The sequence below is a fragment of the Rhodococcus shunpengi genome, assembly GCF_048381395.1.
GTDB lineage: Bacteria > Actinomycetota > Actinomycetes > Mycobacteriales > Mycobacteriaceae > Rhodococcus.
Genome location: NZ_JBLWIU010000012.1, coordinates 518,364 through 542,646, shown reverse-complemented (window position 1 = coordinate 542,646; position 24,283 = coordinate 518,364). Strand labels below are relative to the sequence as shown.

The 24,283-nt window shown below is 66.3% G+C and carries 23 protein-coding genes and 1 pseudogene; 13 read left to right on the top strand and 11 right to left on the bottom strand.

Going from position 1 to position 24,283, the window contains the following annotated elements; all coding sequences use genetic code 11:
* Positions 1-81: 81 nt before the first annotated feature.
* From ACNJ7K_RS07790 to ACNJ7K_RS07775, 4 genes are read left to right on the top strand one after another with little or no spacing between them, the layout of a single operon-like run.
* Positions 82-1,035: an ABC transporter permease gene (locus tag ACNJ7K_RS07790; RefSeq protein WP_120280801.1), complete on the top strand. Its 954-nt coding sequence runs from the start codon at positions 82-84 to the stop codon at positions 1,033-1,035.
* A complete protein-coding gene (locus ACNJ7K_RS07785; protein ID WP_120280802.1) occupies positions 1,028-2,128 on the top strand; it encodes an ABC transporter permease in 1,101 nt (366 codons plus the stop codon). Before ACNJ7K_RS07790 ends, ACNJ7K_RS07785 begins: the two co-directional genes overlap by 8 nt.
* Positions 2,125-3,198, top strand: a complete 1,074-nt coding sequence (locus ACNJ7K_RS07780; RefSeq protein ID WP_120280803.1) for an ABC transporter ATP-binding protein — start codon at positions 2,125-2,127, stop codon at positions 3,196-3,198. The genes ACNJ7K_RS07785 and ACNJ7K_RS07780 overlap by 4 nt, the downstream gene beginning before the upstream one ends.
* The gene (locus ACNJ7K_RS07775) at positions 3,198-4,187 is read left to right on the top strand and encodes an ABC transporter ATP-binding protein (protein WP_487041443.1); all 990 of its coding nucleotides are present in this window, start codon (positions 3,198-3,200) and stop codon (positions 4,185-4,187) included. The genes ACNJ7K_RS07780 and ACNJ7K_RS07775 overlap by 1 nt, the downstream gene beginning before the upstream one ends.
* 46 nt (positions 4,188-4,233) lie before the next feature.
* Here the strand turns inward: ACNJ7K_RS07775 and ACNJ7K_RS07770 are convergent, their stop codons facing one another.
* The 7 genes from ACNJ7K_RS07770 to ACNJ7K_RS07740 all read right to left on the bottom strand — a co-directional run bounded on the left by ACNJ7K_RS07770 (position 4,234) and on the right by ACNJ7K_RS07740 (position 9,752).
* Positions 4,234-4,626, bottom strand: a complete 393-nt coding sequence (locus ACNJ7K_RS07770; protein WP_120280805.1) for a hypothetical protein — start codon at positions 4,624-4,626, stop codon at positions 4,234-4,236.
* Between the two features lie 115 nt (positions 4,627-4,741).
* A complete protein-coding gene (locus ACNJ7K_RS07765) occupies positions 4,742-5,614 on the bottom strand; it encodes an IclR family transcriptional regulator (protein ID WP_487041442.1) in 873 nt (290 codons plus the stop codon).
* A 193-nt stretch (positions 5,615-5,807) separates the two neighbouring features.
* Positions 5,808-6,305 (bottom strand): MarR family winged helix-turn-helix transcriptional regulator, encoded by a 498-nt coding sequence (locus tag ACNJ7K_RS07760; protein WP_183070612.1) that lies wholly within the window; start codon positions 6,303-6,305, stop codon positions 5,808-5,810.
* Positions 6,306-6,378: 73 nt separating this feature from the next.
* The gene (locus ACNJ7K_RS07755; protein ID WP_159417227.1) at positions 6,379-6,876 is read right to left on the bottom strand and encodes a flavin reductase family protein; all 498 of its coding nucleotides are present in this window, start codon (positions 6,874-6,876) and stop codon (positions 6,379-6,381) included.
* Positions 6,877-7,031: 155 nt separating this feature from the next.
* Positions 7,032-7,535, bottom strand: coding sequence for a DoxX family protein (locus tag ACNJ7K_RS07750; protein WP_225623674.1), 504 nt, complete (start codon positions 7,533-7,535; stop codon positions 7,032-7,034).
* A gap of 39 nt (positions 7,536-7,574) precedes the next feature.
* Complete coding sequence (locus ACNJ7K_RS07745; protein ID WP_120280809.1) at positions 7,575-8,381, bottom strand: FadR/GntR family transcriptional regulator; 807 nt, start codon at positions 8,379-8,381, stop codon at positions 7,575-7,577.
* Between the two features lie 45 nt (positions 8,382-8,426).
* Positions 8,427-9,752 carry an acyl-CoA dehydrogenase family protein gene (locus ACNJ7K_RS07740; protein ID WP_159417226.1) on the bottom strand — a complete coding sequence of 442 codons (1,326 nt, stop codon included), beginning with the start codon at positions 9,750-9,752 and terminating at the stop codon, positions 8,427-8,429.
* 163 nt (positions 9,753-9,915) lie between these two features.
* Here ACNJ7K_RS07740 and ACNJ7K_RS07735 point away from each other — a divergent pair, with 163 nt between their 5' ends.
* From ACNJ7K_RS07735 to ACNJ7K_RS07710, 6 genes are all read left to right on the top strand, one after another.
* Positions 9,916-11,433, top strand: coding sequence for a class I adenylate-forming enzyme family protein (locus ACNJ7K_RS07735; protein ID WP_159417225.1), 1,518 nt, complete (start codon positions 9,916-9,918; stop codon positions 11,431-11,433).
* On the top strand, positions 11,433-12,566 hold the full coding sequence (locus ACNJ7K_RS07730) for a CaiB/BaiF CoA transferase family protein (protein ID WP_159417224.1): 1,134 nt from the start codon (positions 11,433-11,435) through the stop codon (positions 12,564-12,566). Before ACNJ7K_RS07735 ends, ACNJ7K_RS07730 begins: the two co-directional genes overlap by 1 nt.
* Positions 12,567-12,691: 125 nt before the next feature.
* Positions 12,692-13,849 carry an ABC transporter ATP-binding protein gene (locus ACNJ7K_RS07725; protein ID WP_268654844.1) on the top strand — a complete coding sequence of 386 codons (1,158 nt, stop codon included), beginning with the start codon at positions 12,692-12,694 and terminating at the stop codon, positions 13,847-13,849.
* On the top strand, positions 13,846-15,630 hold the full coding sequence (locus ACNJ7K_RS07720; protein WP_147414373.1) for an ABC transporter permease: 1,785 nt from the start codon (positions 13,846-13,848) through the stop codon (positions 15,628-15,630). The genes ACNJ7K_RS07725 and ACNJ7K_RS07720 overlap by 4 nt, the downstream gene beginning before the upstream one ends.
* A gap of 36 nt (positions 15,631-15,666) precedes the next feature.
* Positions 15,667-16,707: an ABC transporter substrate-binding protein gene (locus tag ACNJ7K_RS07715; protein ID WP_268654845.1), complete on the top strand. Its 1,041-nt coding sequence runs from the start codon at positions 15,667-15,669 to the stop codon at positions 16,705-16,707.
* Positions 16,704-17,681 carry a TIGR03619 family F420-dependent LLM class oxidoreductase gene (locus tag ACNJ7K_RS07710; protein ID WP_159417220.1) on the top strand — a complete coding sequence of 326 codons (978 nt, stop codon included), beginning with the start codon at positions 16,704-16,706 and terminating at the stop codon, positions 17,679-17,681. The genes ACNJ7K_RS07715 and ACNJ7K_RS07710 overlap by 4 nt, the downstream gene beginning before the upstream one ends.
* A gap of 132 nt (positions 17,682-17,813) precedes the next feature.
* On the opposite strand, the gene ACNJ7K_RS07705 is transcribed toward ACNJ7K_RS07710, so the two are convergent.
* Positions 17,814-18,458: a TetR/AcrR family transcriptional regulator gene (locus tag ACNJ7K_RS07705; protein ID WP_268654846.1), complete on the bottom strand. Its 645-nt coding sequence runs from the start codon at positions 18,456-18,458 to the stop codon at positions 17,814-17,816.
* A 73-nt stretch (positions 18,459-18,531) separates the two neighbouring features.
* On the opposite strand from ACNJ7K_RS07705, the gene ACNJ7K_RS07700 reads away from it, so the two are divergent.
* Both ACNJ7K_RS07700 and ACNJ7K_RS07695 read left to right on the top strand, forming a co-directional pair.
* A complete protein-coding gene (locus ACNJ7K_RS07700; protein ID WP_487041441.1) occupies positions 18,532-19,770 on the top strand; it encodes a cytochrome P450 in 1,239 nt (412 codons plus the stop codon).
* A 96-nt stretch (positions 19,771-19,866) separates the two neighbouring features.
* Positions 19,867-20,118: pseudogene (locus ACNJ7K_RS07695) on the top strand (nitroreductase/quinone reductase family protein); the annotation flags it as partial.
* Positions 20,119-20,282: 164 nt separating this feature from the next.
* Here the strand turns inward: ACNJ7K_RS07695 and ACNJ7K_RS07690 are convergent.
* The 3 genes from ACNJ7K_RS07690 to ACNJ7K_RS07680 form a co-directional block, all read right to left on the bottom strand.
* Positions 20,283-20,942, bottom strand: a complete 660-nt coding sequence (locus ACNJ7K_RS07690) for a TerD family protein (RefSeq protein ID WP_120283782.1) — start codon at positions 20,940-20,942, stop codon at positions 20,283-20,285.
* Positions 20,943-21,064: 122 nt separating this feature from the next.
* Entirely contained in the window at positions 21,065-22,171 is a 1,107-nt protein-coding gene (locus ACNJ7K_RS07685) for a DUF475 domain-containing protein (protein ID WP_120280819.1), read from the bottom strand.
* Between the two features lie 104 nt (positions 22,172-22,275).
* A complete protein-coding gene (locus ACNJ7K_RS07680) occupies positions 22,276-22,851 on the bottom strand; it encodes a TerD family protein (RefSeq protein ID WP_006550710.1) in 576 nt (191 codons plus the stop codon).
* Positions 22,852-23,144: 293 nt separating this feature from the next.
* Here ACNJ7K_RS07680 and ACNJ7K_RS07675 point away from each other — a divergent pair, with 293 nt between their 5' ends.
* Positions 23,145-24,266: a hypothetical protein gene (locus ACNJ7K_RS07675; RefSeq protein ID WP_487041567.1), complete on the top strand. Its 1,122-nt coding sequence runs from the start codon at positions 23,145-23,147 to the stop codon at positions 24,264-24,266.
* The last annotated feature ends 17 nt before the right edge of the window (positions 24,267-24,283 follow it).

The following is a 24,283-nucleotide window of genomic DNA, read 5'->3' as shown; positions in this document are numbered from 1 at the left end:
CTTCCGTCATCGTCTTCCGGCACAGGTCCGGCCACGTCGGAGATCGATCGTTCACGAAAATAGGAAGGAGGCGGTGACGCGGTGGCACGAACAGTGATCGACAAGGTGATCGAACTGGTCGTCGTGCTCTTCATCGTCAGTCTCGGCACGTTCGCCCTCGTCTCGCTCATCCCCGGCGACCCATCGGTTGCTGTTCTCGGCGAAGGGCGTGCCCCGGAGGAGTACGCCCGGGTTCGCGCGGAGATGGGTCTCGACGACCCCTTCCTGACGAGGTACTGGGGCTGGCTGTCCGGGGCGCTGCAGGGCGACCTGGGGCAGTCGATGGTCCCGCCTCAGGGTGAGGTCACCGAGAGCATCGGCCTGGCACTGCCGGTCAGCTTCCAGCTGGCTCTGATGGGCCTCGTCATCGCCATCGCGGTGTCGATTCCACTCGCGATGTACTCTGCCCGGCACCAGGGCGGCTGGATCGACCGCATGATCAGCGCCGGCACGTTCGGCATCCTGTCGGTCCCCAGCTTTCTCGCCGGGCTCCTGCTCATCATGGTGATGGTCAACTATCTGGGCTGGTTCCCACGTTCGCAGTGGGTGCGCATCTCCGAGGACCTCGGCCAGAATCTGTACCACGCCTTCCTGCCGGCCCTGACCATCAGCCTGCTCGAACTGGCGATGTTCACCCGTATCCTCCGTAGCGACCTCGTGACCACGCTCAAGGAGAACTTCATCCTCGTGGCGAAGGCGAAGGGGATGTCGAACGCCCGGCTGCTCTTCAGCGATGCTCTGCGGCCGTCGTCCTTCTCCCTCATCACCATGATCGGCGTCGTGATCGGCTCGATGATCGGCAGCACCGTGATCGTCGAGACCCTGTTCTCCCTGCCGGGGATGGGCTCGCTCATCGTCCGGGCGGCGCAGCAGGGTGACATTCCGATGGTGCAGGGAGCCGTCCTCGTGATCGCGGCGATCTACGTCATCGCGAACGCGGTCATCGACCTCTCCTACGGATACCTCGACCCAAGGAGTCGGCGTGCCCATGTCTGAGACGACCATCATCGAGAACCCGACGGACACCGGTCCCCTCGCCGAGGAGACGACGTCGGAGACCGCAGTGAACCCGACCGACCGAGAGGAACTGCGCCGGCTCTATCGTGTCGGCTCGGTCCTGACGGTCGTGGGCGCGCTCGCTGCGGGCCTCGCCGCGGCGCCGTTGCTCATCGTCCCGGTTCGCGTGCTGATCTTCCTGGCCGCCCTCGTGTTGCTGTACACGGGCGTGCGGCGGCTGGGACTGGCACGCTTCGGCCCCGACTTCGATCTCACCTTCATCCTGTCCTGCACCTGGCTGGCCGTGTTGGCCGCAGCCGCGCTGCTGGCCCCGCTCCTGCCCCTGGCCGAGCACGAGGACACCGCCAAGACGCTGACCTCGCCGAGCTACGCGCAGCCGAGCCTGTTCTCCGACCACCCGCTGGGCACCAACAATTTCGGTCTCGACCTGTTGGCCCGATCGGTCTACGGGGCCCGGTACTCGCTGGTGGTCGCCATCTCCGCGGTGCTGATCGGCATGATCGTCGGCGGCGCGATCGGTGTGCTCGCCGGGTACTTCGGTGGGTGGATCGATCGGATCGTCGGTGTGCTCACCAACTCGCTCCTCGCGGTTCCCTCGTTGATCCTGCTCATCGCCCTTGCGTCGGTCCTCGAGACGAACCTGCGCAACATCTCGTTCGCGCTCGCCATCCTCGCGATTCCCAGCATGGCCCGCATTGCACGAGCCAATACGCTGGTGTTCTCGCAACGAGAGTTCGTTCTGGCAGCACGCGCGATGGGTGCCACCCGGTTGCGGGTGATGGTCCGAGAGATCGCCCCCAACGTCGTCCTTCCGCTGGCTTCGATGGGCATGGTCCTGATCTCCGCGATGATCGTCGCGGAAGCCTCGCTGAGCTTCCTCGGCCTGGGCATCCAGCCCCCCACCCCCACCTGGGGAAACATGATCGCCGAAGGTCAGGGCACCGTATTCGAGCAGTATCCGCACATCGTCTGGGTGCCCGGATTGTTCCTGTTCCTGACCGTGTTCTCGTTCAACCTCGTCGGTGAGAAGGCGCAGAAGCGCACCGGCGGTACTCGGGAGGTGAAACTGTGACCCGCAACGAACCGCTGTTGACGGTGAGCGAGGTATCCACACGGTTCCGTACCAAGCGAGGCCGGCTCAGAGCCGTCGAGAACGTGTCGCTCAGTCTGGAACCGGGTGAGACCCTGGGGTTGGTCGGTGAATCGGGCTCCGGAAAATCCGTTCTGGGCCAGACGATCATGGGGCTCGTCTCGCACGGCGGGAAGACCACTGTGACCGGCACCGTGCTCTTCGAGGGCCGGGACATGCAGAAGCTGACCCGCAAGGAACAGCAGCAGGTGTGGGGCAAGGACGTCGCGATGGTCTTCCAGGACCCGATGTCCGCCCTCAACCCGTTCAAGAAGATCGGCACGCACATCACCGAATCCCTGCGCGCCCACCTGGGCCTGGACAAGGCCCAGGCGCGTGAACGGGCCATCGAGATGCTGCGCAAGGTCCGCATTCCCGAGCCGACCCGGCGCATCGACCAATACCCCCACGAACTGTCCGGTGGTATGCGTCAGCGTGTCGTGATCGCGATGGCCCTGGCCTGCGATCCCAAGTTGGTCATCGCCGACGAACCCACCACCGCACTCGACGTGACGGTCCAGAAACAGATCCTCGAGCTGCTCGATGCACTCCGCACCGAGACCGGTATGGCGGGGATCCTCATCAGCCACGACCTCGGAGTCGTGGCAGGGCAGACCGATCGGGTTGCGGTGATGTACGCGGGCCGGATCGTCGAGACCGCGCCCACGCGGCAGTTGTTCACCTCGCCCCGGCACCCGTACACCGAGGCACTGCTCGCCGCGGTCCCCCGCATCGAGCAGGACCCGCATACCCGGCTCGAATCGATCGAGGGCGGACTGCCCGACATGACCGCCCCGCCCCAGGGTTGTGCGTTCGCGTCGCGGTGCAAGTACAGCCGGCAACAGTGCCGGGAGACGGTCCCCCATCTCGTTCCGTCCTCGGATACCGTCGGAGCCCCCCATCCCCACGAGGTGGCCTGTCATTTTCCTTTGGACGGTCGACCTGCAACCGATCTCGGTATGCCCCGCCTGGAAACACTCGATGATCGCGTGCTGGAAATGGAGGCAATCTGATGGCAGGTAGTGGAGTCGCGCACCTGCGCACGAACGACGAGCCCGTCCTCTCCGTCGAGAATCTGGTCGTCGAATTCCCGGCCGGCCGTCATCAGACGGTCTACGCGGTCTCGGACATCAGCTTCGATCTCCTGCCGGGGGAAACCCTCGGGATCGTCGGCGAATCCGGGTGCGGGAAGTCGACGGCAGGTCGGGCCGTGATGCAGCTACCGGCTCCGAAGTCCGGCAATGTCCGGATCGATGGGACGGAGTTGTCTTCGCTCAGTGCCTCTGCGCTGCGCCGGATCCGCGCGAAGATGCAGATGATCATGCAGGATCCCATTTCGTCGCTGAATCCGCGCCGCAAGGTCAAGCATCTGGTGACCGAGGGGCCTCGCATGTGGGGCCGGCAGGACAAGGAAGCACTCGAGAAGCGTGGTCGGGAGCTGCTCTGGGCGGTCGGTCTCGATCCGGACATGGTGTGGGAGCGACTGCCCGGAGAGTTGTCGGGTGGTCAGTGCCAGCGGGTGTGTATCGCGCGAGCGATGATGCTCGAGCCGAAGTTGCTCATCTGCGACGAGCCGGTGTCGAGTCTCGATGTCTCGGTGCAGGCGCAGATCCTCAATCTGCTCGAGCAGACGAAGGCCGAGTTCGACCTGACGATGATCTTCATCGCCCACAACATGGCCGTGGTCAAGAACATCAGCGACCGGGTCATGGTGATGTATCTGGGCAAGGTGTGCGAGATCGCACCCAGTCGGAACATGGAACATCAAGCGCGGCATCCATATACGCGTCTGTTGCTGGCTTCCATCCCGGATCCGGATATCCATCGTGAGGAGACCGAGGCCACGCCGGTGATCGAAGGCGACCTTCCGTCGCCGCTGGATCCGCCGTCCGGCTGCCGCTTCCGCACGCGTTGTCCGCTGGCGACCGAGCGCTGTGCCGCGGAGGAGCCGCTCCTCCGCGAGGTGACCGAGGGGCACTACGTAGCGTGCCATCACGTCTGATCGATTCCCCCGGGTGGCCGGATCACCTGCCACCCGGGAGGAACAGTCAGTCGCCTATGCTCACCGAATCGGCTACGGACGAGCGAACGTCGAAACGGTCCTCGAGCATCTGCAGGATCTCCCGTCGGCCGGCAAGGATCTCGCGCCGGACCACCGCGACCTGATTGTCGCGGTCGGTCGTTACCGACCATTTGTCCCACCATGTCTCCAGCGAAGGTTCGGGAGCACGTACGGCAACCGAGAACTTCAACCGGACGGCATGATCGGAGCCTTCCACCGGCCGAGTTCGCACGACGAAGTCGGACTCGGGGAACAGGACCCACATCTGATCTTCGTTGATCTCGATACGGCAGTCTTCGAGCAGGTGAGGGTGTCCGCTGAAAGCCGCGGCCAGCTGGGGGTCCAGGCCGGTGCGGACAGGTTGGGAAGGACAGGCCATGGTGGCAACCTCCGATCGAGGGGGAGAAACAGTTGTGGAACTTGTCGGGAGCGTCATTCGACGACGAACCCGGTGGTCGTGAGACAACGATTTCCGATGTCTCCGAGAGACGGGCTCACAACGCACGCATGTAATCGGCCAACTTCGCATGAGTCTGCTCGTGCAGATCTCCTGCTCGGCGGACGCCGCCGCGCCCCTTCGGGGCAGCAGGGACCAAGCGTGTGGCGATGGCTTCTGCCGTCTGCTTGACCACGCGTGCGTGTGCTTGGAGTGTCGCGCGATTGGTGGTGGCCGGCCCGGTGATCGACACGGCACCGACGACGCCCGACGAGGAGAGGATCGGCGCGGCGACACACGACAGTCCGCTGATGGAATCACCGAAGTCGGTTGCAATGCCGGTGCGCCGCGCGGTCTCCAGGATCGATGTCAGGCTCGGCGCACCGGGGCGGGTGGGAATGGTCGCGATATCGACGAGGATTCGCTTCCAGACGCTCTCCGGCTGCGCCGAGAGGAGGGCGCGCCCGATGGCCGTGCGGTGGGCGGGCAACCGGCCGCCGATGCGGGTCGGAACCTCGCTCCGAGCGGGGCCCACCTTGTCGATGTAGACGACCTCGTCGCCGTCCAGGATGCCCAGATGCACGGTTTGCGCACACTGCTGCTGTGCCTGGAAGAGCCAGGTTCCGGCCTGGGCGCGCAGTCGGGAGGCATCGGCGGCCAGACCGCCGACCTCGAAGAGGCGCAATCCGATTCGGTATCCGGCGGCTACTCGCTCGATCCATCCGACCTCGCGCAGTTGCTCGGCGAGTCGATAGACGGTGGAGCGCGGCAGGCCGGTGCGCACGGTCAGGTCGTCGAGGGAGAGCGCGCGGCCGTCGTCGAATGCATCGATCACCACCGCCGCGCGTCCGAGCACCGAGCGGTGCCCGCTCCCGCGGCGTGGAGCGGTCTCGATCTCGAAGTCTTCGGGGGTGTTCTGCAGGACGGTCATGGCCACTCCTAGACAAACATCATCATTGCTTTGATCTATGCATAGAATATTCGGAATGTGATCTGCGTCAAGTCGATTTCGGATGAAAAACGTTGACTACCAGGACTTTCGGAGATCACGCAGGGTCGGGGCGCCGCCTCCGACGTCACCCGGTCTCTCATGCGGCCGATTCGACCGCAGCGCACGATATGGGCTATCCACCTCGCGTCATCGCGTCGGACCATTCGACGAGTTCGTCGGCGAAGCGCTGGAACAACATCGCGAAATCGAGAACCTCCTGATCGAGGAAGTCCCCCAGCCGAGCGGTGATCAAGCCGTGAAACTGTTGTTCGATCCGGCGCGCGGCCTGCTTACCCGAAGGGGTGGCCGCCAGAATCGTCACGCGGCGATCGTCGGCCGGGACGGTGCGTTCGACCAGCCCGTCACGAACGAGGCCCTCGACGAGCCGACTGGCGTGCGAGACACCGAGATTGCTGGCCAGGGCCAGATCTCCGAGGCGACGCGGTCCGTGCTGGTCCAGCTCTCGGAGCATGGTGTAGGCAGGGCGCTCGAGGCGAACGCCCGGAATCCCCGTATCCACGGGATACACGCCGGCAGCCGCGAAGGCGCGAGCGGCGCGCACCCACGCATCGAGCACTCCTGCTACTGCTGCCTCGCGGGCACGAATCTCGCGGGTTGTGACTGAGGTCATATGAGAAGCACACCACAATTCATTCTCATTGACAACTATTGCGGCCGGAAACTTTTGTCGTCCGGAAAATTTGTCATGCTTCCAGCGACGCATGGGTGCCGAAAACCCGACGGTGATAGACCAACGGGGACCCCTCGCAGGTCTGGACCGACACCACTCGCCCGAGAGCGATGATGTGGTCGCCACCTTCCACCAGATCGACGACATCGCAGGCCAGCCACCCGACCGAGCCCTCGAGCCGAGGAAGACCGGAGTCCGCCTGCCAGCCGATGCCGTCGAACTTTCCGACACCACGACTGGATGCGAACCGCAGAGCGGTCGGGGCCTGGGCGGCCGAGAGAATGTTGACACCGAACCGGTTCGCGGACCGGATCGCGGTGAGCAGGGTCGAGCGGTGGTCGAGGGAGACCAGGACCATGGGAGGGTCCATCGAGAGCGACGAGAACGCACTCACGGTCGCTCCGTAGTGCTCGTCCTCCCATGTGGTGGTCACCACCGACACCGGTGTTGCCACCGAGGCCATCGCCTCGCGGAAACCCCGCTGAATTCCGGTTTCGAGTTGCGCAGTCATAGCGTGCCTTCCGTGTGGTCCTCGTCGCGGCACGACGGCACCGTGCCGCATTTCCGGGAGCCGTACAGACGTTCTCCGAACGGCCCTGTCGCTCAAAACCTTTCTTCTCGTCGAGGCGCCGCGAATCGCCGGTCCTGCGGTGCCGGATCGAACTGTCAGGACACCGTGGCCCGCGGCCTGTAGAACACGGCCATCAGTCCCGCTGCCGCGAGCACCCCCACCGCAACCGAGAGACCGGCCCAGCCGAGTCCGAAGAACTCGAATCCGATCGCGTGATCGAGCGACCAGCGACCCGGACCGACGAGCGCCGGCACGACGGCCACCATGCCCACCAGCAGGGTGTACTCCCAGCCGCCCTTGAAGACGAAATAACCCTTGCCACGATGGTCGGTGAGTGCCGCGACCAGCATCAGGCCGATGAATGCGGCCGACGCGACCGGCGTGAGGAGCCCGAGCAGAAGCAGTGCGCCCGCGCCGATCTCGGTGTAGGCGGCGAGCGCGGCGTGCAGGCGACCCGGACGCAGGCCGAGGGATTCGAACCATCCCGCCGTGCCGGTCAGCCCTCCGCTACCGAAGATCTTGTTGGCGCCGTGCACGATGAGCATGCCGCCCAGCGCGATCCGCAGCACCAGCATCGCCAGGTCGAGTTCCGTATCCACTCCAGTCCTTTCACCTCGCTGCCCGCCGCAACGGTGCGGTCAGCGCCATTCGATGACCCGGTCGAGGAGTTCGGGGATCCGCTCCTCGCAGTAGTCGTTGATGTCCTGTTGGTGCTCGTGCGACAACCGATGAGCGTCCTCGGGACGGCCCTCGATGATCGCCGCCGCGATCTGACGGTGCGCATCGAAGAAGTCGTCGTGTTTCGGAGACAGGTCGATCGCCGCGAGCACCTGTTCCCGGAAGATCGCCGACATGGCACTTGCCGACGTGCTGAGCACGAGGTTGCCGCTCAGCGCGTAGACCGTCTCGTGGAACTGAGGTGTGGCGCGCCAGATTCCGCGGGGCCGAACGGCGTCGTCGATCTCGGTCTCACCCTCACCGAAGGTGGCGAAGAGCTGGTTTCGCGCCTGCTCGGGATCGGAGCGTCGGGCGGCGAGGTCGGCGAGCCACGGTTCCAGGGCGACCTTCGACTCGGCGAGTTCGCGGTAGGTCGCCCCGGCAAGCCGGTAATACAGTGCCGACGTGCGGCCCAGGTCCGAGGCGTCCACCGCGGCCATCACCGGCCCGCCGCCCCGGCCCTGCTTCACGACCACGAGTCCCTGCGCCTCGAGCAGCCTCAGCGCTTCGCGCAGGGTGGTCCGGGCGACGCCGTAGTTCGCCATCATCGTGACCTCGGAGGGCAGCACATCTCCCGGCTCGACGCCGTCCTCGATCATCGCCTCGACGATCTCGCGGGCGAGCACCTCGGCGAGTTTGAGCGGACGCATGCGAGGCGGCAGCGGCTTGAGCAACGTCCGGTTGCCCCGCTGCACGCGCTCACCTTCGACTCCGGTCGCGTGTTTCATGGGTCCACTCCTCGCCTCGAATTTCCTGGGTGCCCACCCAACGTCTCACGCGTTGAGCGCGACCTGTTCCAGGAGGTCCGTGAAATTCTTCTCGGCGTCGGCACGGCGGGTGGGCACGTGCTCGCTGGGAACCTCGCGCGGCTCGTACTCGCGCATCAGCAGCCGGGCCACGGTGACCTTGTGCACCTCGTCCGGGCCGTCGTACAGGCGGGCTGCGCGGGCGCGGCGGTACATGTATTCGAGGGGCAGGTCGGACGAGTAGCCCAGAGCGCCGTGGATCTGGATCGCCCGGTCGAGGACGTCGTAGAGCACCCGGCCGCCCCAGAACTTGATCAATCCGATGTCGAGGCGGGCATCGCTGTAGGGCCGGCCCTCGTCGTGGAGGCGATCCATCCGCCAGGCCGCCTGCAGGGTGAGCAGACGCGCCGCCTGCATCGCCGCATACGATTCTGCGACCCAGTCCTGGATCATCTGCTTGTCGCTGAGCAGCGAGCCGTGGGCCGTGCGGCTCACCGCACGCTCGCACAGCATGTCGAAGGCCCGCTGGCTCTGGCCCAGCCAACGCATCGCGTGGTGGATCCGGCCGGGTCCGAGGCGGCCCTGGGCCAGGGCGAATCCGCCACCGCGTTCACCGATCAGGTTTTCGCGGGGGACTCGGACGTCGCGGTAGATCACCTCGGCGTGTCCGCCGTAGTCGTCGTCGCGGACGTCCGGCTCGGCCATGGTCGGGATGTTGCGGACGACGTCCACGCCTGCCGTGCCCGCGGGCACCAGGATCATCGAGAATGCCTTGTGCGGACGGATGTCCTCGCCGAACTCGGTCCGGACCATCACGATGTGGAAGTCCGCCAGCGCCGCATTGGTGATGAACCACTTGTGGCCGTTGATCACCCACTCGTCGCCGTCGAGGTGGGCGGTGGCCGCCATCAGTTTGGGGTCGGCGCCGGCTCCGGGTTCGGTCATCGAGTAGCAGGAGGTCAGCTCGCCGGCCAGCAGGGGCTCGAGGTAGTCCTTGCGCTGCTGTTCGGTGGCTCCGAGGGCCAGCAGTTCCGTGTTTCCGGAGTCGGGGGCGTTGTTGCCGAAGATGTGCGGAGCGAGGTGGGACCGGCCGAGGATCTCGTGCATGAGGCCGAGTTTGACCTGGCCGAAGCCGGCACCGCCCAGCGACGGCGGCAGGTGGGCGGCGAACAGGCCCTGATCCTTGACCTGCTGCTTGAGCGGCTGGATCAGGCGGAGGTAGTCGGCTCGCCCTTCGCGGCCGCGGAAACGCTCACCGAGCGTCTCGAGGGGAAGGATTTCCTTGTCGACGAACTCTCGCATCCAAGCGAGCTTCTCTTCGAAATCCGGATCGGTCGAGAAATCCCAGGCCATAGCGCGCGGTCCTCATCGGTACGGGTGGCTGAGCGCCACAAGCAAATTCATGCCGTCCCGCTCGACGGCTGAAAACAAACGTACACAAAACCTCCAAACATGTCTATGTTTAGATAGAACCTCTTCTCCATGCGCCTTACCCGACCCATCCGGAGGCCCGAGCATGAATCTGACGACGATCCTGGACATGGCCAACGCCAGCCATCCCGACCGCAACGCCCTCGGCTCGTGGTACGGCGGTACCACCTACCTCGAACTGGGCGAGAAAGCCGCGCACGGCAGCCGCGTGCTCACCGACCTCGATGCAGGCACCGTGGTCTTCCTCGGGATCAACGGGCCGATCCTGCCTGTCCTGACCTTCTCCGCCGCCTGGGCGGGAATACCGATCGCCCCCCTCAACTACCGACTCCCCGGCGACCAGCTCCTCGCCCTCGTCGGACGACTCGAACGCCCCGTGGTCGTCGCCGACAACGACTATCTGCCCACCTTCGCCGGGAGTAGCATCACCGCGATGTCCGTCGACGAGTTCGAATCCCGGCTCGCCGCCACCGAACCTTCGGCCGCCCCCGCGGAAGTCGACGAGGATGCCGTCGCTGTCGTCCTCTTCACCAGCGGAACCACCTCGGCCCCCAAGGGCGTGCTGCTCAAGCACTCCAACCTGGTCTCCTACGTGCTGCAGACCGTCGATCTCGGCAGCGCCGAGGCGACCGACGCCGCCCTCGTGAGCACTCCCCCGTACCACATCGCCGGTATGGGAACGATCCTCACGAACGTCTATGCGGGCCGGCGCATGGTCTACCTGGCCGACTTCTCCCCCGCCGGATGGCTCGACCTGGTCCGCACCGAACGGATCACCAGCGCCATGGTCGTCCCGACCATGCTCGCGCGTATCGTCGAACACCTCGACGGAGCCCCCGCCGACACCCCCGACCTTCGTTCCGTCGCCTACGGCGGGGCCCGGATGCCGCTGCCCGTCCTCGAGCGCGCGCTGACCGCCTTCCCCGACACCGGTTTCGTCAACGCCTACGGCCTGACCGAAACCAGTTCGACGATCGCGCTTCTCGGACCCGACGATCACCGCGCCGCGATGGCCGACGACGACCCGTCCGCCCGGGCACGGCTGACCTCGGTCGGACGTCCCGTGCCCGGAATCGAAGTCCTGATCCGGGACGAGAACGGAAACGCCACCGCCCCCGGCGACACCGGTCTGCTCTGGGTCCGCGGTGCCCAGGTGTCCGGTCACTACCTGGAACAGGGCTCCGTGCTCGACGACGAAGGCTGGTTCCCCACCAACGACCGGGCTCGCCTCGACGAGGCCGGGTACCTGTTCATCGAAGGACGAGCCGACGACACGATCATCCGCGGGGGCGAGAACATCGCACCCGCAGAAGTCGAGGATGCCGTCCTCACGCACCCGGAGGTCTCCGAGGTCGCCGTGGTGGGCCTGCCCGACGACGAGTGGGGCGAACGCATCGTCGCCGCGGTGATCCGCACCCCCGGCAGCGACCTCGGTGCCGACGAGGTGCGCAGCTGGGCACGCAAGCAGGTGCGCGGATCCCGCACCCCGGATGACGTCGTCTTCGTCGACGACCTGCCGCGGACCCCGACCGGCAAGGTCGTCCGGCGACAGTTGATCGCCGAACTGACCGAGATGTCCACCGCCACGGCAGGAGCACTGTGATGTCCGGTCCGCTCAGCGGCGTGCGGGTCGTCGAACTCGCCGGTCTCGGACCCGCCCCGTTCGCAGCGATGATGCTCGCCGATCTCGGGGCCGAGGTCGTCCGCGTGGACCGGCCCGGCCGGCAACCGCACCGCCCGCACACCGACGTGCTCAACCGCAACCGCAGCCACATCGTGCTGGACCTGAAGAAACCGGAGGGCGTGACCGCCCTGCTCGACCTCGTCGACCGGGCCGATGTCCTGCTCGAAGGCTACCGGCCGGGAGTGGCCGAACGACTGGGCTTCGGGCCGGACGTCTGCCTCGACCGCAACCCCCGGCTGATCTTCGGCCGGATGACCGGATGGGGACAGAGCGGACCGCTGGCCCACACCGCCGGACACGACATCGACTACATCGCACGCACCGGGGCACTGCACGCCGTCGGCCGAGCAGATGGACCACCACAGATCCCGCTCAACAGCATCGGCGACTTCGGCGGCGGCGGAATGCTGCTGGCGTACGGCGTCGTCACCGCCCTGTTCGAGCGAACGAACTCCGGCCTCGGACAGGTGGTCGACGCCGCGATCGTCGACGGAGTCGCAGCGCTGATGGCGATGCAGTACGGCTTCATCGCCGACGACTACTGGCGCGACGAGCGAGGCGTGAACACTCTCGACTCCGGTGCTCCCTACTACGACGTCTACGAAACCTCCGACGGACGCTGGTTCGCGGTCGGCGCCGTCGAAGCCCAGTTCTACGCGCAGCTTCTCGACGCTCTCGAACTCACCGGGCTACCCGACCGCACCGACCGTGCGAACTGGCCGGTAATCCGCGAAGCCTTCGCGAAGCGCTTCGCCGAACGCACCCGCGACGAATGGACGAAGGTCTTCGAGAGCGTCGACGCATGCGGTGCACCGGTGTTGTCCCTGCTCGAAGCACCCCACGACCCGCACAACATCGCACGGGAGGTGTACCTGGACATCGACGGCGTCGTGCAAGGTGCACCGGCACCGCGGTTCTCCCGTACCCGCCCGTCCGCGGTCCGTCCGGCGGGCTCACCGGGGCGGGACACCCGGGCAGTCCTCGAAGCCTGGGGCGTAACGGATCCGGAGAAACTGATCGCGTCCGGAGCGGCGGTCGACGACTCGGCGTGACGGTTTGCGGTGCACATCACACCGCGATCCCATTGGACGGCATTTCGCCATTCCCCCTCGAACACCTCGCTGAATAGATTGCAGATCAACAGATCAGGCGACGCCGAAGCGAGGTGCTCGAGGCGATGGACACGACAACGTCCGCAGATTCGGCCGTGGTGGAGATACGCACTCTCCGAAAGAGTTTCCAGCGCAGGGACGGTGCCACGATCACGCCGGTCGACGACATCTCACTCGAGGTTCGTGCCGGTGAGTTCGTGGTGCTGCTCGGCCCGAGCGGGTGCGGCAAGACCACCCTGTTGCGCTGCGTCGCGGGGCTCGAACAACCCGACAGCGGCGAGATCGAGATCGGCGGAAAAACGGTATTCTCCTCCGCCCGCGGCATTCTCACCCCGCCCGAGCGGCGCTCGGTCAGCGTCGTCTTCCAGAGCTACGCGCTGTGGCCCCACCTGACGGTGTTCAAGAACGTCGCCTATCCCCTGCGTCGGCGTCGTCTCGGCACCGCCGCCGTCGCCGAGCGCGTCGCGCAGATGCTCGAACTGGTCGGCGTCGGACATCTGGCGCAGCAGTATCCGGGTCAGCTCAGCGGCGGTCAGCAACAGCGGGTCGCACTGGCCCGGGCGCTGGTGGCCGGCAACGACCTCGTCCTCTTCGACGAACCCCTGTCGAACGTCGATGCCAAGGTGCGCGACCAGCTTCGCGGCGACCTGCTGGAGATGCAGCAGGAACTCGGCTTCGCCGCCCTGTACGTCACCCACGATCAGACCGAGGCGATGGAACTCGGGCATCGCATCGCCACGCTCCGGGACGGCGTGGTCGAGCAGCTCGCGCCACCGCGCGAGGTCTACCTGCGACCGGCCAACCGTTACGTCGCCAACTTCGTCGGCCGGACCAACGAGTTCGACGGGCCCGTCACGCAGGTCTCCGGCGAGACCATCGAGTTCAAGTCCGCGATCGGACCGATGGTCGGCATGTCGAGCCGCGAATTCCCCGTCGGCGCACACGTGCTCGGGGTCGTTCGGCCCGAGGCGATCCGGATCACGGACATCGCCCCGGCCGCCGAGACCAACGTCCATTCCGGCACTGTGCGTTCCGTCGTCTTCGGCGGCGCTCAGGTGCGGATCCAGATCGACCTGGACGGCGCCTCGATCGAGGTGTGGCGTCCGAGTGACACCCCCGCCCCCGAACTCGGTTCCACCGTGTGGATCGACTTCGACGCCGGAAACTGCTGGCTCATGGACGGCACCGAACTGAGTCCGGCTGTCGGACAGGACGACCGGTGAGCGCCCCGTCGCCGGTCGCAGATCGTCCCGCTCCCCTATCCGGGACGGAACCCGAGACGACCGCACCGCAGCGGTATGCACGCTGGGCACAGCAGGTTCGGCACCGGCCATTGCACGCGATCACCGCCGCGGTCACTCTCGTGCTGTGCGCCCTGTTGCTGTATCCGCTGGTCATCATGATCTGGCGGACCTTCGTACTCGACGGCGACGTGATCGGTTTCGACGAGTTCGAACGCGTCTTCACCGACCCCCGGACGCGATCGGCGATCGTCAACACCGCGATCATTCTGTTCACCGCGGGCCCGCTGGCCCTGGTCGTCGGTGGAATGCTCGCATGGTTGAACGAACGCACCGATGCGCGATTCGGTATCGTCGGCGAACTCCTGCCCATCGCCTCGCTGCTGGTGCCGCCGATCGCCGGATCGATCGCGTGGACCTTTCTGCTGTCGCCGAACAGCGGGTTCGCCAACGTACTCATCCGCGACGGTCTGTCCGTTCTCGGTATCCAACTCGAGGACGGTCCGTTCGACGTCTTCAGCTGGTACGGAGTGATTCTCGCGTACACGGCCTACATGGTTCCGTACGCCTACCTGCCGCTGGCGGCGTCGCTTCGTTCCCTCGACCCGGCGCTGGAAGAGGCCGCCCGCATGGCGGGTTCGTCTCCGCTCCGGACCTTCGTCACGGTGACGCTGCCCGCCGTCAAACCGGCCGCGCTGTCCGCGGTCTTCCTCGTGACGGTCGTCGGTCTCGGAATCTATTCGGTTCCGAGCATCCTCGGCACCAGATCCGGTATCGACGTGGTGTCCACCCGCATCGTGCAGGCGATGAAGTTCTCCTATCCACCCGACACGCGCACTGCCCTGCTGCTCGGCCTCGCGATGCTCGTGGTGATCGGTGTCGTCTGGATTCTCCAGTCCCGCAGTGCCCGCAGCAGCAACTTCGCGCGGATCTCGTCGCGTGGACAGTCCGATGCTGTCGTGGCACTCGGCCGGTGGCGTCCGGTCGCTCGCATCGGCATGCTCGGCTACCTGCTGATGATGTCGGTGGTGCCGTTGTCTGCGATCCTGTTCGTCTCGCTGCAGCGTTACTGGACCCCGGACGTGAAGTGGGACGAACTCGGCCTGCACAACTATCGCGCTCTCCTCGCGAGCAGCGGGCCCGCCGGCGAAGCGCTGCGCAACAGCCTGTGGCTCGGCGTGGTGGGTAGCGTCATCGGTGTTCTCGCAGCTGTTTTCGCCGCGCTGTACCTGCACCGCAGTACGGCGTGGCAGGCGCGGGTGGCCGACGGCGTCCTCAAACTGCCCGGCAACATGTCGCACATCGTTCTGGCCGTCGCATTCGTCCTCGCCTTCGCCGGTGACCCCTTCCGGCTCGGGAACACTCGCTGGCTGCTGCTGATCGCTTTCATCGCGGTGTACCTCTACCAGGCCGTGCTGCAATCGTCCGACGCGTTGTCCCGCGTCGGCAACGACCTGATGGATGCCTCGTACACCTCCGGCCACGGGGAAGGCCGCACTCTGCGTTGGGTGACGCTGCCGCTGATGGCGCCCGGGCTCGTCTCCGCCGGGATCCTGTTCTTCGTCCACATCATCGGGGATGTCAACGCTGCCGCGATCCTGGCCGGGTCCCGTAATCCCGTCGTCGGTTCGACGCTCGTCGACCTCTACGAAGGCGGCGATCACGCTCAACTCGCAGCGCTCGCAGGCATTCTCAGCCTGATCTCGGTGCTGTTCGTGCTCACCGCCCTGTCGCTCGCCCGGTTCCTCGGCCGCCGCCGATAACTCCACGCGGCCCACATCTCAGAGAGGTACAGTCCCATGCCTTCACCGATCCGACGCCGACTCCACCTCGTCGGCGCCCTCAGCACCATCGCCCTGCTTCTCGCTGCCTGCGGTGAGAGCACAGGGGAGGGCCCCACCGAAGCGATGGACTCCTTCGACGCGATCGTCGAGGCAGCGCAGGAGGAAGGTAGCGTGGTCGTCTACAGCGCCTACAACGCCGAGCTCACCCAGAGCCTGGCCGACGCGTTCGAAGACGAGTACTCCATCACCGTGCAGGTCGTCCGCCAAGCGAGCGCCGACCTCAACGCCCGGTTCGCCGCCGAATCCGAAGCCGGATCGCTCGGCGCCGACGTTCTGTGGCAACCGGACCCGGTGTTCGCCGGAGACGTCGCAGAGAAGGGGTGGCTGGCACCGCTGGATCCCGCGCAGATCCCCAATCTGGAACGGGTCGATGCGGCCGAGCAGACCGAGTACACCGTGCCGGTGCTGGAGCAGCCGTGGGGCATCGCCTACAACACCGACCTGGTCACAGGGACCCCTCCGACTTCGTGGGAGGACCTGATCACCGGTGACGCCATCGCACGCGGATTGCTGGTCGCTGCACCGCAGAACAGCGTCGCCACCGCCGGTGTCTACAACTTCTGGCTCGACACCTTCGGCGAGGAGTTCTTCACCGAACTCCAGCAGACCCAGAACTACTCCATGGGTGATTCGGTCAGCAACGCCATTCAGCAGGTCGCGGCGGGCGAGGTGGGCGCATTCGTGCCTGCTCCGCTGAGCACGGTGTCGACGGTGCAGAAGGCGGGGGCGCCCGTCGAGGTCGTCGTCCCGGACAACACCACCGGCTTCGCGATGCTTGCCTCCATCAGCAGCACCGCCCCCAATCCGAACGCGGCCCGGTTGTTCGTCGAGTTCCTCCTCTCCGATTCCGGACAGGCGATCGCGGTGGGTGATCTCGCGGTGCCGGTCGTCGAATCGGTGACCACCGGAGTGTCGCGTCCGGCCGAGTACGTTCCCACCGACAACGTGGCGACCAGTTCCCGCCTGGACGAGATCGTCGAGCTGGTCACGCCGTGACGGTGGGATCGATCACCTTCGGGGTGAAGCTTCCCAATCTCAGCCCACTCGCGTCGCGCGACGCGATCCTGACGACGGGAACGACCGCCGAGCGACTCGGATTCGACGCGGTGTGGGCCAGCGACCACGTCGTCTTCACCCCGACCACCGAACACGATCACCCGGATCGGCGTTTCCCCGTCGGGTTCGACACGCCGGCCGTGGATCCGCTGATCGCGCTGTCGCTGGTGGCCGGCGCCACCGAGCGGGTCGAACTCGGCACGTCCGTCCTGGTGCTGGCCAACCGTAATCCGGTGGTGGTGGCCAAGTCCTGGGCGTCGCTCGATCTACTCGCTCCGGGACGTGTGGTGGCCGGTATCGGTACCGGCTGGCAGGAGAACGAGTTCCAGGCTCTCGGTGCGGGTGAGAGGTTCCGTCGGCGTGGCTCGGCAACCGCGGAGTTCATCGACATTCTGCGGACCTGCTGGAGCGACCCTTCGGACGGATTCAGCGGTGAGTTCTACTCGTTCGGTCCACTGTTCTTCGAACCACGTCCCACGAAGGAGATCCCTATCCTGCTGGCAGGTCGCACCTCGCGCGGGTTGCGCCGCGTCGCGAGCCACGGCGACGGCTTCCACGGCACGAACCTGAGCCCGGAGGCAGCGCGGGAAGCGATCACGCGCATCGAGGAATACGCGGTGGAGTATGGGCGCGAACATCTCTCGCGCCGGTACACCACGCTGTGCGAACTCGACCTTCGCGACCGCCCGGTCCGTCCGGACGAGGATTACGACGGCATCCACCTGGTGGGTACACCCGAGCAGGTCGCCGAACGCGTCCGGGCGTTCGCCGCCGCAGGCATCGCACACCTGGCCCTACGGGTGCGGGCGCTGTCCGGCAGTACCCGCAAGGAGGTTTCGAACGAGCTGTCGGTCTCCGCCGGAACGGAGCAGCTCGAACGGTTCGAGGCCGAGGTCACGCCGCTCCTCGCGTGAGCTTCCGGCTTCGGCCGAGTCATCGGATCCCGATACGCACCGAGAGTGATCGCTACTGGCGACCCGTCTGCCACTTCATTCCCATCGCGGTATCGGTGCCCAGTGTGCAGCGGTGCGCCATCCGGTACCGAGCTACGGGCGACAGTTCGAACCGTTCGGAGGCGAGGTGGTGAAGAGCAGTCGTGCTGCGCGGGTGATCGTATGACGGATGTCGGTGATGTTGGCAGGATCGGTCGTCAGGTCGAGCAAGCAGGTGGTCAGGACGTGGCCGAGGACCAAGGCTCGATCGTGGTCGTCGGTCCAGTCGGGGTCGGCGAGGGCGGCGCGGACCAATTCGGTGAACAGGGGGCGCCAGACCCTGATGCCGGGTCCGTCGCCGGAGTGCACAGAGTTCATCCCGGCTTGCAGCAGATTGCGGTCTTCGGCGGCCCAGTCGATGAATTGGGAGAACGCAGCAGCAATCCGGTCGGCGGACTCGGCGCCGGGATCGACCGGTAATCGGGCGAGGCGCTCGAGGGTGCCCAGGGCCCAGTCCGCCATGAGGTACTGGATCAGGCCGTCTTTGGACCCGAAGTAGCGGTAGACGGTGACCGGAGTGGTACCGGCCTGGGCCGCGACCTCGCGGATCGTGACGCCCTTGTAGCCGTGCTGGGAGGCCATCGTGCGGGCGGCCGCGGCGATCTCGGCGCGGCGCGCGCGTTCGGCGGGCCCGAAATCGCGAATCACGCGCAACGAGTCACGGGACTCACGCAGCAGGGAAGCAGTGTCATCGACCACCACTGGAGGGTATCGCAAGACCGGAACACGTTGTATAACACGTTATACAACGTGCGAAAGGACGGTGCCGCCGATGACCACTGCCGATGTGTTCTCTGCCGAGGCATTGCAGGACCCCTATCCGCTGTTCGAGCGATTGCGTGGCGCCGGGGATGTGCATTTTCTGGCTGATCAGCAGGTGTATGTGGTGCTCGGGTTCGATGCGATCCGCACCGTGCTGGCCGATCCGCACACCTATTCGAGCAATCTGGTCGCGGTGTTGTCGGCGGCGTCGGGGTCAGCGACCGTGTCGGTGGCCGAGGCCGGGGCCGGGGCCGGGGCCGGGGTGGATGTGCTGGCGACCGCGGATCCGCCCGCGCATACGGCGCAGCGGGCGCTGGTGATGTCGCGGTTCAGCCCGCGGGCGGTGGCCGAGACGACCGAGCTGATCGATGCTGCGGTCGCTCCGGCGGTCGCCGGGCTGGTTGCTTCCGGCGGCGGTGACTGGATGACCACGGTCGCCCACCGGGTCCCGGTGCAGGTGATCGGTGAGCTGATCGGGCTCCCGCGCAAGGACCATCAGCGCCTCGCAGCCTGGTCGGACGCTGCGATCGACTTGGTGTCCGGTGTCGCCAGTCCCGAACGCGCGGGACGGGCCGCGCTCGCGGTGCTCGAATTCGCCGGCTATCTGGGCGAGTGCCTCGACCAGGCCGGCCCGGACGCGGACGCGGGGGTATTGGGCAGCGTCGCCGCGGCGGTCGCGGCGGGAACCCTGACCCGTGATCAGGGAGCGATGCTGCTGGTGCAGCTGGTCACCGCGGGCGCGGAATCGACCACGAGCCTGCTCGGCACCGCGGTACGGCTGCTGGCCGACGACCCGCAACTGCAAGCCACCCTGCGCGCCGAACCCGACCGGATCGGTGCGCTGGTCGAGGAAGCCGTGCGCATCGAGAGTCCGTTCCGCGGCCATTTCCGCGTCACCACCGCCCCCACCCGCCTCGCCGGTGTCCGCCTCGAACCAGGCGCACGACTGATGTTGATGTGGGGCGCCTCCAACCGCGATCCACGCATCTTCGACCGCCCCGACCAGGTCGACCTCGACCGTGTCCAGCCGAAACTGCACCACAGCTTCGGCCGCGGCATCCACTTCTGCCTCGGCGCCCACCTCGCCCGCAAAGAAACCACCCAAGCCGTACGCGCACTGCTCGCCGCGACCTCCACCATCTCGCTCGACGGCACCGAACCCGCCTACGTCCCCAACCTGATGGTGCGTCGCCTGGCGCACCTGCACCTGTCGCTCACCCCGGTCGACTCCAGGCCGGGTTCGTCCTGATCCGGCTGCATTTCGGAGCACACCGACTGCGCGGACACCCGGGTGGCGTGGTCGATCTCCCTCGCGGTGAGCCGTCGGTCGAGCACGCCCGCAGGGACCGTGTACGTCTTCGCGAGCAAAGGGGGTGCACCTTCCCACCCGGCCTGGTACTACAACCTCACCACCGCCGGTCGAGCGGAGGTCGAGATCGGCACCGAGACCTTCGAAGTCACGGTAGAAGAGATCACCGGCGCCGAACGCGACCGTATCTATGCCGAACAGGCTCGCCGCTACACCGGCTTCGCCGAGTACGAGGAGAAGACCCGCGGGGTGCGCACCATTCCGGTCCTCGCTCTCCACCGAAACTGACATTCCGGTTCGACAATCGACATCCCGCCCGAGAGAACCGGACGCACACACCTCGGTGTCTTCGACCCCGCTGAGCGGGGTCGGAACCACCGAGATCCCGCCGGCACGCGCCGACGGGATCTCCGTGACCGGCCACCCGGGCCGGGACGACTTCTGGGGTAGACCTACTTACGCCCCGCCTGCCACTGCATGCCCCACCCGAACGCGCGGTCGAGGTCGGACTGGCTGCCGTCGATGTACTGCACGAGACGCTCGACGGTGATGCCCTGCCCGGTGTTCTGCAGCATCGCGATCGCGCAGATCCGCGCGCCGTTGTTCGGCGAGTCCAGACGCACCTCGATCTGCGGCCCCGACGGCGGGGTCAGGGTGACGACGCCGTCCACGGCAGCCCAGTTCGGCGCGCCCTCGTAGATCATCGCGAAGATCAGCACACGCTTGAACAGTTCGGGGCGTTCGAGGTTGACGGACATGTTCTCGCCGCCGGTGTTCGAGCCGGTGCGGTCGTCACCGTCGAGGTGGATGTACGGCGGGGTGTTCAGCGCGCCGAAGCTGTTGCCGAGCGCCTGGATGACACCTTTCGATCCGTCGGCGAGTTCGAAGAGGCAACCGAGGTCGAGGTCCACACCACCGCTCGCGCCGGTGAGCTTGGCGAGGAAGCCCTTCTTCTGCTCACCGCGCGACCAGTTGAGGTTCACCCGCGTGACGCCCTGCCCGGACCCGGCCTTCGACAGGCTCACGGTGGGCGATTCCTTGGTGAGGTTGATCTTGCTCAGGTTGACGCCGCCGGCGTTCTGCTCGGGCTTCTTGTTGTAGTCGATGGCCATGTCGAGCCTTTCGTCGGAGTTGCTGCGCGCGGTTGCGCACGGGATGGGAAAGCGATGGGAGCCCCCGATCCGAGGTGTCGGATCGAGGGCTCCCATCGGCATGTGGTTCGAACTGTCGAGGATCAGGGGATGCTGGTCTTCACAGCATCTTCGCCTTCCCTCGCCGCGATCTTGCGGTTGCGGTAGATGCTCGAGGCGAATGCCGCACCGATCAGGGCGACACCGACGAGGCCGGTGATGACCTCGGGGACGTGGGTGCCGATCGAGTACAGCAGGATCAGTGCCAGCGCACCGATGGCCCAGTGAGCACCGTGCTCGAGGTACACGTAGTCGGACAGCGTGCCCTTGCGCACCAGGAAGATGGTGATCGAGCGGACGAACATCGCGCCGATGAAGCCGAGGCCCAGGGCGATGATGATCGGGTCGGACGTGATGGCGAAGGCGCCGATGACACCGTCGAACGAGAACGACGCGTCGAGCACCTCGAGGTAGAGGAACAGGAAGAAGCCGGCCTTACCGGTGGCCTTCGCGAGGCCGCTCGGTCCGCCGCTGGGCTCTTCGCCTTCCTCGGGGATGTGGAACATCTCGCCGAGCCCGTTGACCGCGATGTAGGTGATCATGCCGAGCGCGCCGGCGATCATGACGGTCGAGACCTTGTCCTCGGGTGCGATGACGGTGGCCGTGATGAGCAGCAGCGCGGTGGCGACGACGACCTCGAGCTGTTCGAGCTTGCCGGCCTTGGCGAGGGGACGTTCGAGCCATTCCAGCCACTTGATCTCGCGCTCTTCGAGGATGAAGTGCAGGAAGAGCATCAGCAGGAACATGCCGCCGAACGCCGCGATCTGCGGATGCGCGTCGGTGATGAGGGTCTCGTAGCTGGGGCTGCCGTCCGGGAAGTAGGCAGCTCCGTCGGCCGGCGGATTGAGCGCCAGATTCAACGCCTCGATCGGTCCGAGTCCGGACGCCACCCACACGATCGCGAGGGGGAACACCAGACGCATACCGAAGACGGCGATGAGGATGCCGATGGTGAGGAAGATCTTCTGCCAGAACTCGCTCATCCGCCGCAGCACGGTCGCGTTGATGACCGCGTTGTCGAACGACAGCGAGACTTCGAGGATGCCGAGGATCACGCAGAGGAACAGAGCTTGCGGGCCGCCGTAGAGGAAGGCGACCACGAGGGAGACGACGGTGACCGCGAAGGATGCACCGAATATTCGCAGAACCACGAAGCGTGGCCTTTCTAATCGGAATCAGGGCGTTGCAGGGTGGTTACTGCACGGCGGTTCCGGCTTCGGTACTGCGACCGAAGCCGGAACCCGGAAGAAACGAACTAGACGTTGACGCCGTAATCGCGGGCGATACCCGCGAGACCGGACGCGTAACCCTGGCCGATGGCGCGGAACTTCCACTCCGCACCGTTGCGGTACAGCTCGCCGAAGACCATGGCGGTCTCGGTCGAGGCGTCCTCGGACAGGTCGTAACGAGCGAGTTCGTTGCCGTTCGCGCGGTCGACGACGCGGATGTACGCGTTGCGGACCTGGCCGAACGACTGGCTGCGGGAATCGGCATCGTAGATCGAGACCGGGAAGAAGATGCTCTCGATGTTCGCCGGGGTGGCGGCGAGGTCGACGTTGATGACCTCGTCGTCGCCTTCGCCCTCACCCGTGCGGTTGTCGCCGGCGTGCTCGATGGCACCGTCGGGCGACTTGAGGTTGTTGAAGAAGACGAAGTGCTGGTCGGAGACGACCTTCTTGTCGGCCCCGGTGGCGATGGCGCTGGCATCGAGGTCGAAGTCGGTGCCGGTGGTGGTGCGAACGTCCCAGCCCAGGCCGACGGCCACTGCCGTCAGGTTCGGAGCTTCCTTGGTGAGGGAGACGTTTCCGCCCTTGGTCAAGCTGACGCCCATGCGGGGTCCTTTCGATCGTTCCAACGGTCGACGTACCGGTATAGGGCACGCCCGGTGTGCGTTTCTCCCCACACTAGTTGTTGCCGTGGGGTACGCCCATATCCACTATGCCCGGTCCCGCGCCTCACTTCCGTGACCCGCACGAACCACGGTTCCGACCGGCGGAAAGGTGACGGATCGGCCCGGTGGACGTGCGCCCAGTACCATTCGGTTCTGTGGCGACCCGATGGACGCGCCGCCTGTTCGGCGGGGGAAACACGGAAGATCCCGCGGCTCGTCGTGCACACGATGCGATGGTCGCGGCGTTCCTCGACATGGACAAGCGCCAGTCCGTCATCGAGGCCGGTGTGGCCGCGTCGTACGAGCTCGAACCCGAACGGCACCTGCTGCGTCAGTGGGATCCCATCCGCCAGGCGTGTTATCGCGCCGGTGAGACGTATCTCGAACTGGCAGTGACGGATCCGGAACAACCGCTCGCACCTGCTCCGGCCTACGAGCAGGCGCTGCGGCAGATAACCGAAGCAACACGAACACTTGATGAATCCTTCGGAAACAACCGGGGGCACCTCGAGCACATGACGGCCGTGGCGAACACCGTGCCCGAGCTGGCGCACCGGATGCGTACCGAAGCGCGCAACACCCTCGCCGCGACACAGACCCCGGATTTTGTTGCCTTTGCGAACTATCCGTCGGTTCGATCCGCCACCGAAGCGCTCGAGAAGGCCCTGAACAGCCTCGATGCGGCGCACGGCGTAGGCGCGACCCGCACGACGGCCCTCCGAGTCGAAGAGGCGACCACCGCTCTGCTCGACGCCCTCGCCGCAGCACCGGGGCGCCGCGACGAGGCCGCTCGCACCCTCGCTTCGGTGACCACCAGGATCGGAGCGGTCCGGACCCGCACGGAAGGTCTCGCCCCGGCCTTCTCCGCGCTGCTCCGCGAGTTCAATGCGGCCAGCTCCGCCGACCTGTCCGGGAACGAGAAACAGGCCGCCGAACTGCTCGCTCGCGCCGAGGACCAGCTCGGACGCGCACGGGCGGCGGCGAAGGACGGCCGCCCCGAGGAAGCCCTCGAGCTGGTCGCGGCGATCCGCGCCGAACTGTCGCGCGCCGAAGAACTCGTCGACGCCGTGACCGCACGACTCGCTACGCTGCGTTCCGTCCGGCAGAATCCGGGGGCCAAGGTCGACGAGGTGCGGTTCCGCCTCCGTGACGCACAACACCTGGCCGTGCAACGCGGTCTCACCGCAGAATGGGGTTCCGTTCTCGACTCGCAGTTGAGCCGGATCGACAGGGCCGTCAACGCACTCACCGGTGTGCACCCCGACTACTGGGCCTACGTCAGAGATTTGGATGCGGTGTCTACCTTCATCGCAGGAGTGGTCGATCGGATGAGAGGACGGACCGAGAACGCATGAGGGGGGCCACGCTTACC

Coding starts and splice junctions, on each gene's coding strand:
- ACNJ7K_RS07730 (WP_159417224.1), top strand. CDS start 11,433: ATGTCCGGTCCGCTCAGCGGCGTGCGGGTCGTCGAACTCGCCGGTCTC.
- ACNJ7K_RS07755 (WP_159417227.1), bottom strand. CDS start 6,876: ATGACTGCGCAACTCGAAACCGGAATTCAGCGGGGTTTCCGCGAGGCG.
- ACNJ7K_RS07740 (WP_159417226.1), bottom strand. CDS start 9,752: ATGGCCTGGGATTTCTCGACCGATCCGGATTTCGAAGAGAAGCTCGCT.
- ACNJ7K_RS07760 (WP_183070612.1), bottom strand. CDS start 6,305: ATGACCTCAGTCACAACCCGCGAGATTCGTGCCCGCGAGGCAGCAGTA.
- ACNJ7K_RS07675 (WP_487041567.1), top strand. CDS start 23,145: ATGGTCGCGGCGTTCCTCGACATGGACAAGCGCCAGTCCGTCATCGAG.
- ACNJ7K_RS07785 (WP_120280802.1), top strand. CDS start 1,028: ATGTCTGAGACGACCATCATCGAGAACCCGACGGACACCGGTCCCCTC.
- ACNJ7K_RS07745 (WP_120280809.1), bottom strand. CDS start 8,381: ATGAAACACGCGACCGGAGTCGAAGGTGAGCGCGTGCAGCGGGGCAAC.
- ACNJ7K_RS07770 (WP_120280805.1), bottom strand. CDS start 4,626: ATGGCCTGTCCTTCCCAACCTGTCCGCACCGGCCTGGACCCCCAGCTG.
- ACNJ7K_RS07775 (WP_487041443.1), top strand. CDS start 3,198: ATGGCAGGTAGTGGAGTCGCGCACCTGCGCACGAACGACGAGCCCGTC.
- ACNJ7K_RS07690 (WP_120283782.1), bottom strand. CDS start 20,942: ATGGCCATCGACTACAACAAGAAGCCCGAGCAGAACGCCGGCGGCGTC.
- ACNJ7K_RS07715 (WP_268654845.1), top strand. CDS start 15,667: ATGCCTTCACCGATCCGACGCCGACTCCACCTCGTCGGCGCCCTCAGC.
- ACNJ7K_RS07700 (WP_487041441.1), top strand. CDS start 18,532: ATGACCACTGCCGATGTGTTCTCTGCCGAGGCATTGCAGGACCCCTAT.
- ACNJ7K_RS07765 (WP_487041442.1), bottom strand. CDS start 5,614: ATGACCGTCCTGCAGAACACCCCCGAAGACTTCGAGATCGAGACCGCT.
- ACNJ7K_RS07735 (WP_159417225.1), top strand. CDS start 9,916: ATGAATCTGACGACGATCCTGGACATGGCCAACGCCAGCCATCCCGAC.
- ACNJ7K_RS07680 (WP_006550710.1), bottom strand. CDS start 22,851: ATGGGCGTCAGCTTGACCAAGGGCGGAAACGTCTCCCTCACCAAGGAA.
- ACNJ7K_RS07725 (WP_268654844.1), top strand. CDS start 12,692: ATGGACACGACAACGTCCGCAGATTCGGCCGTGGTGGAGATACGCACT.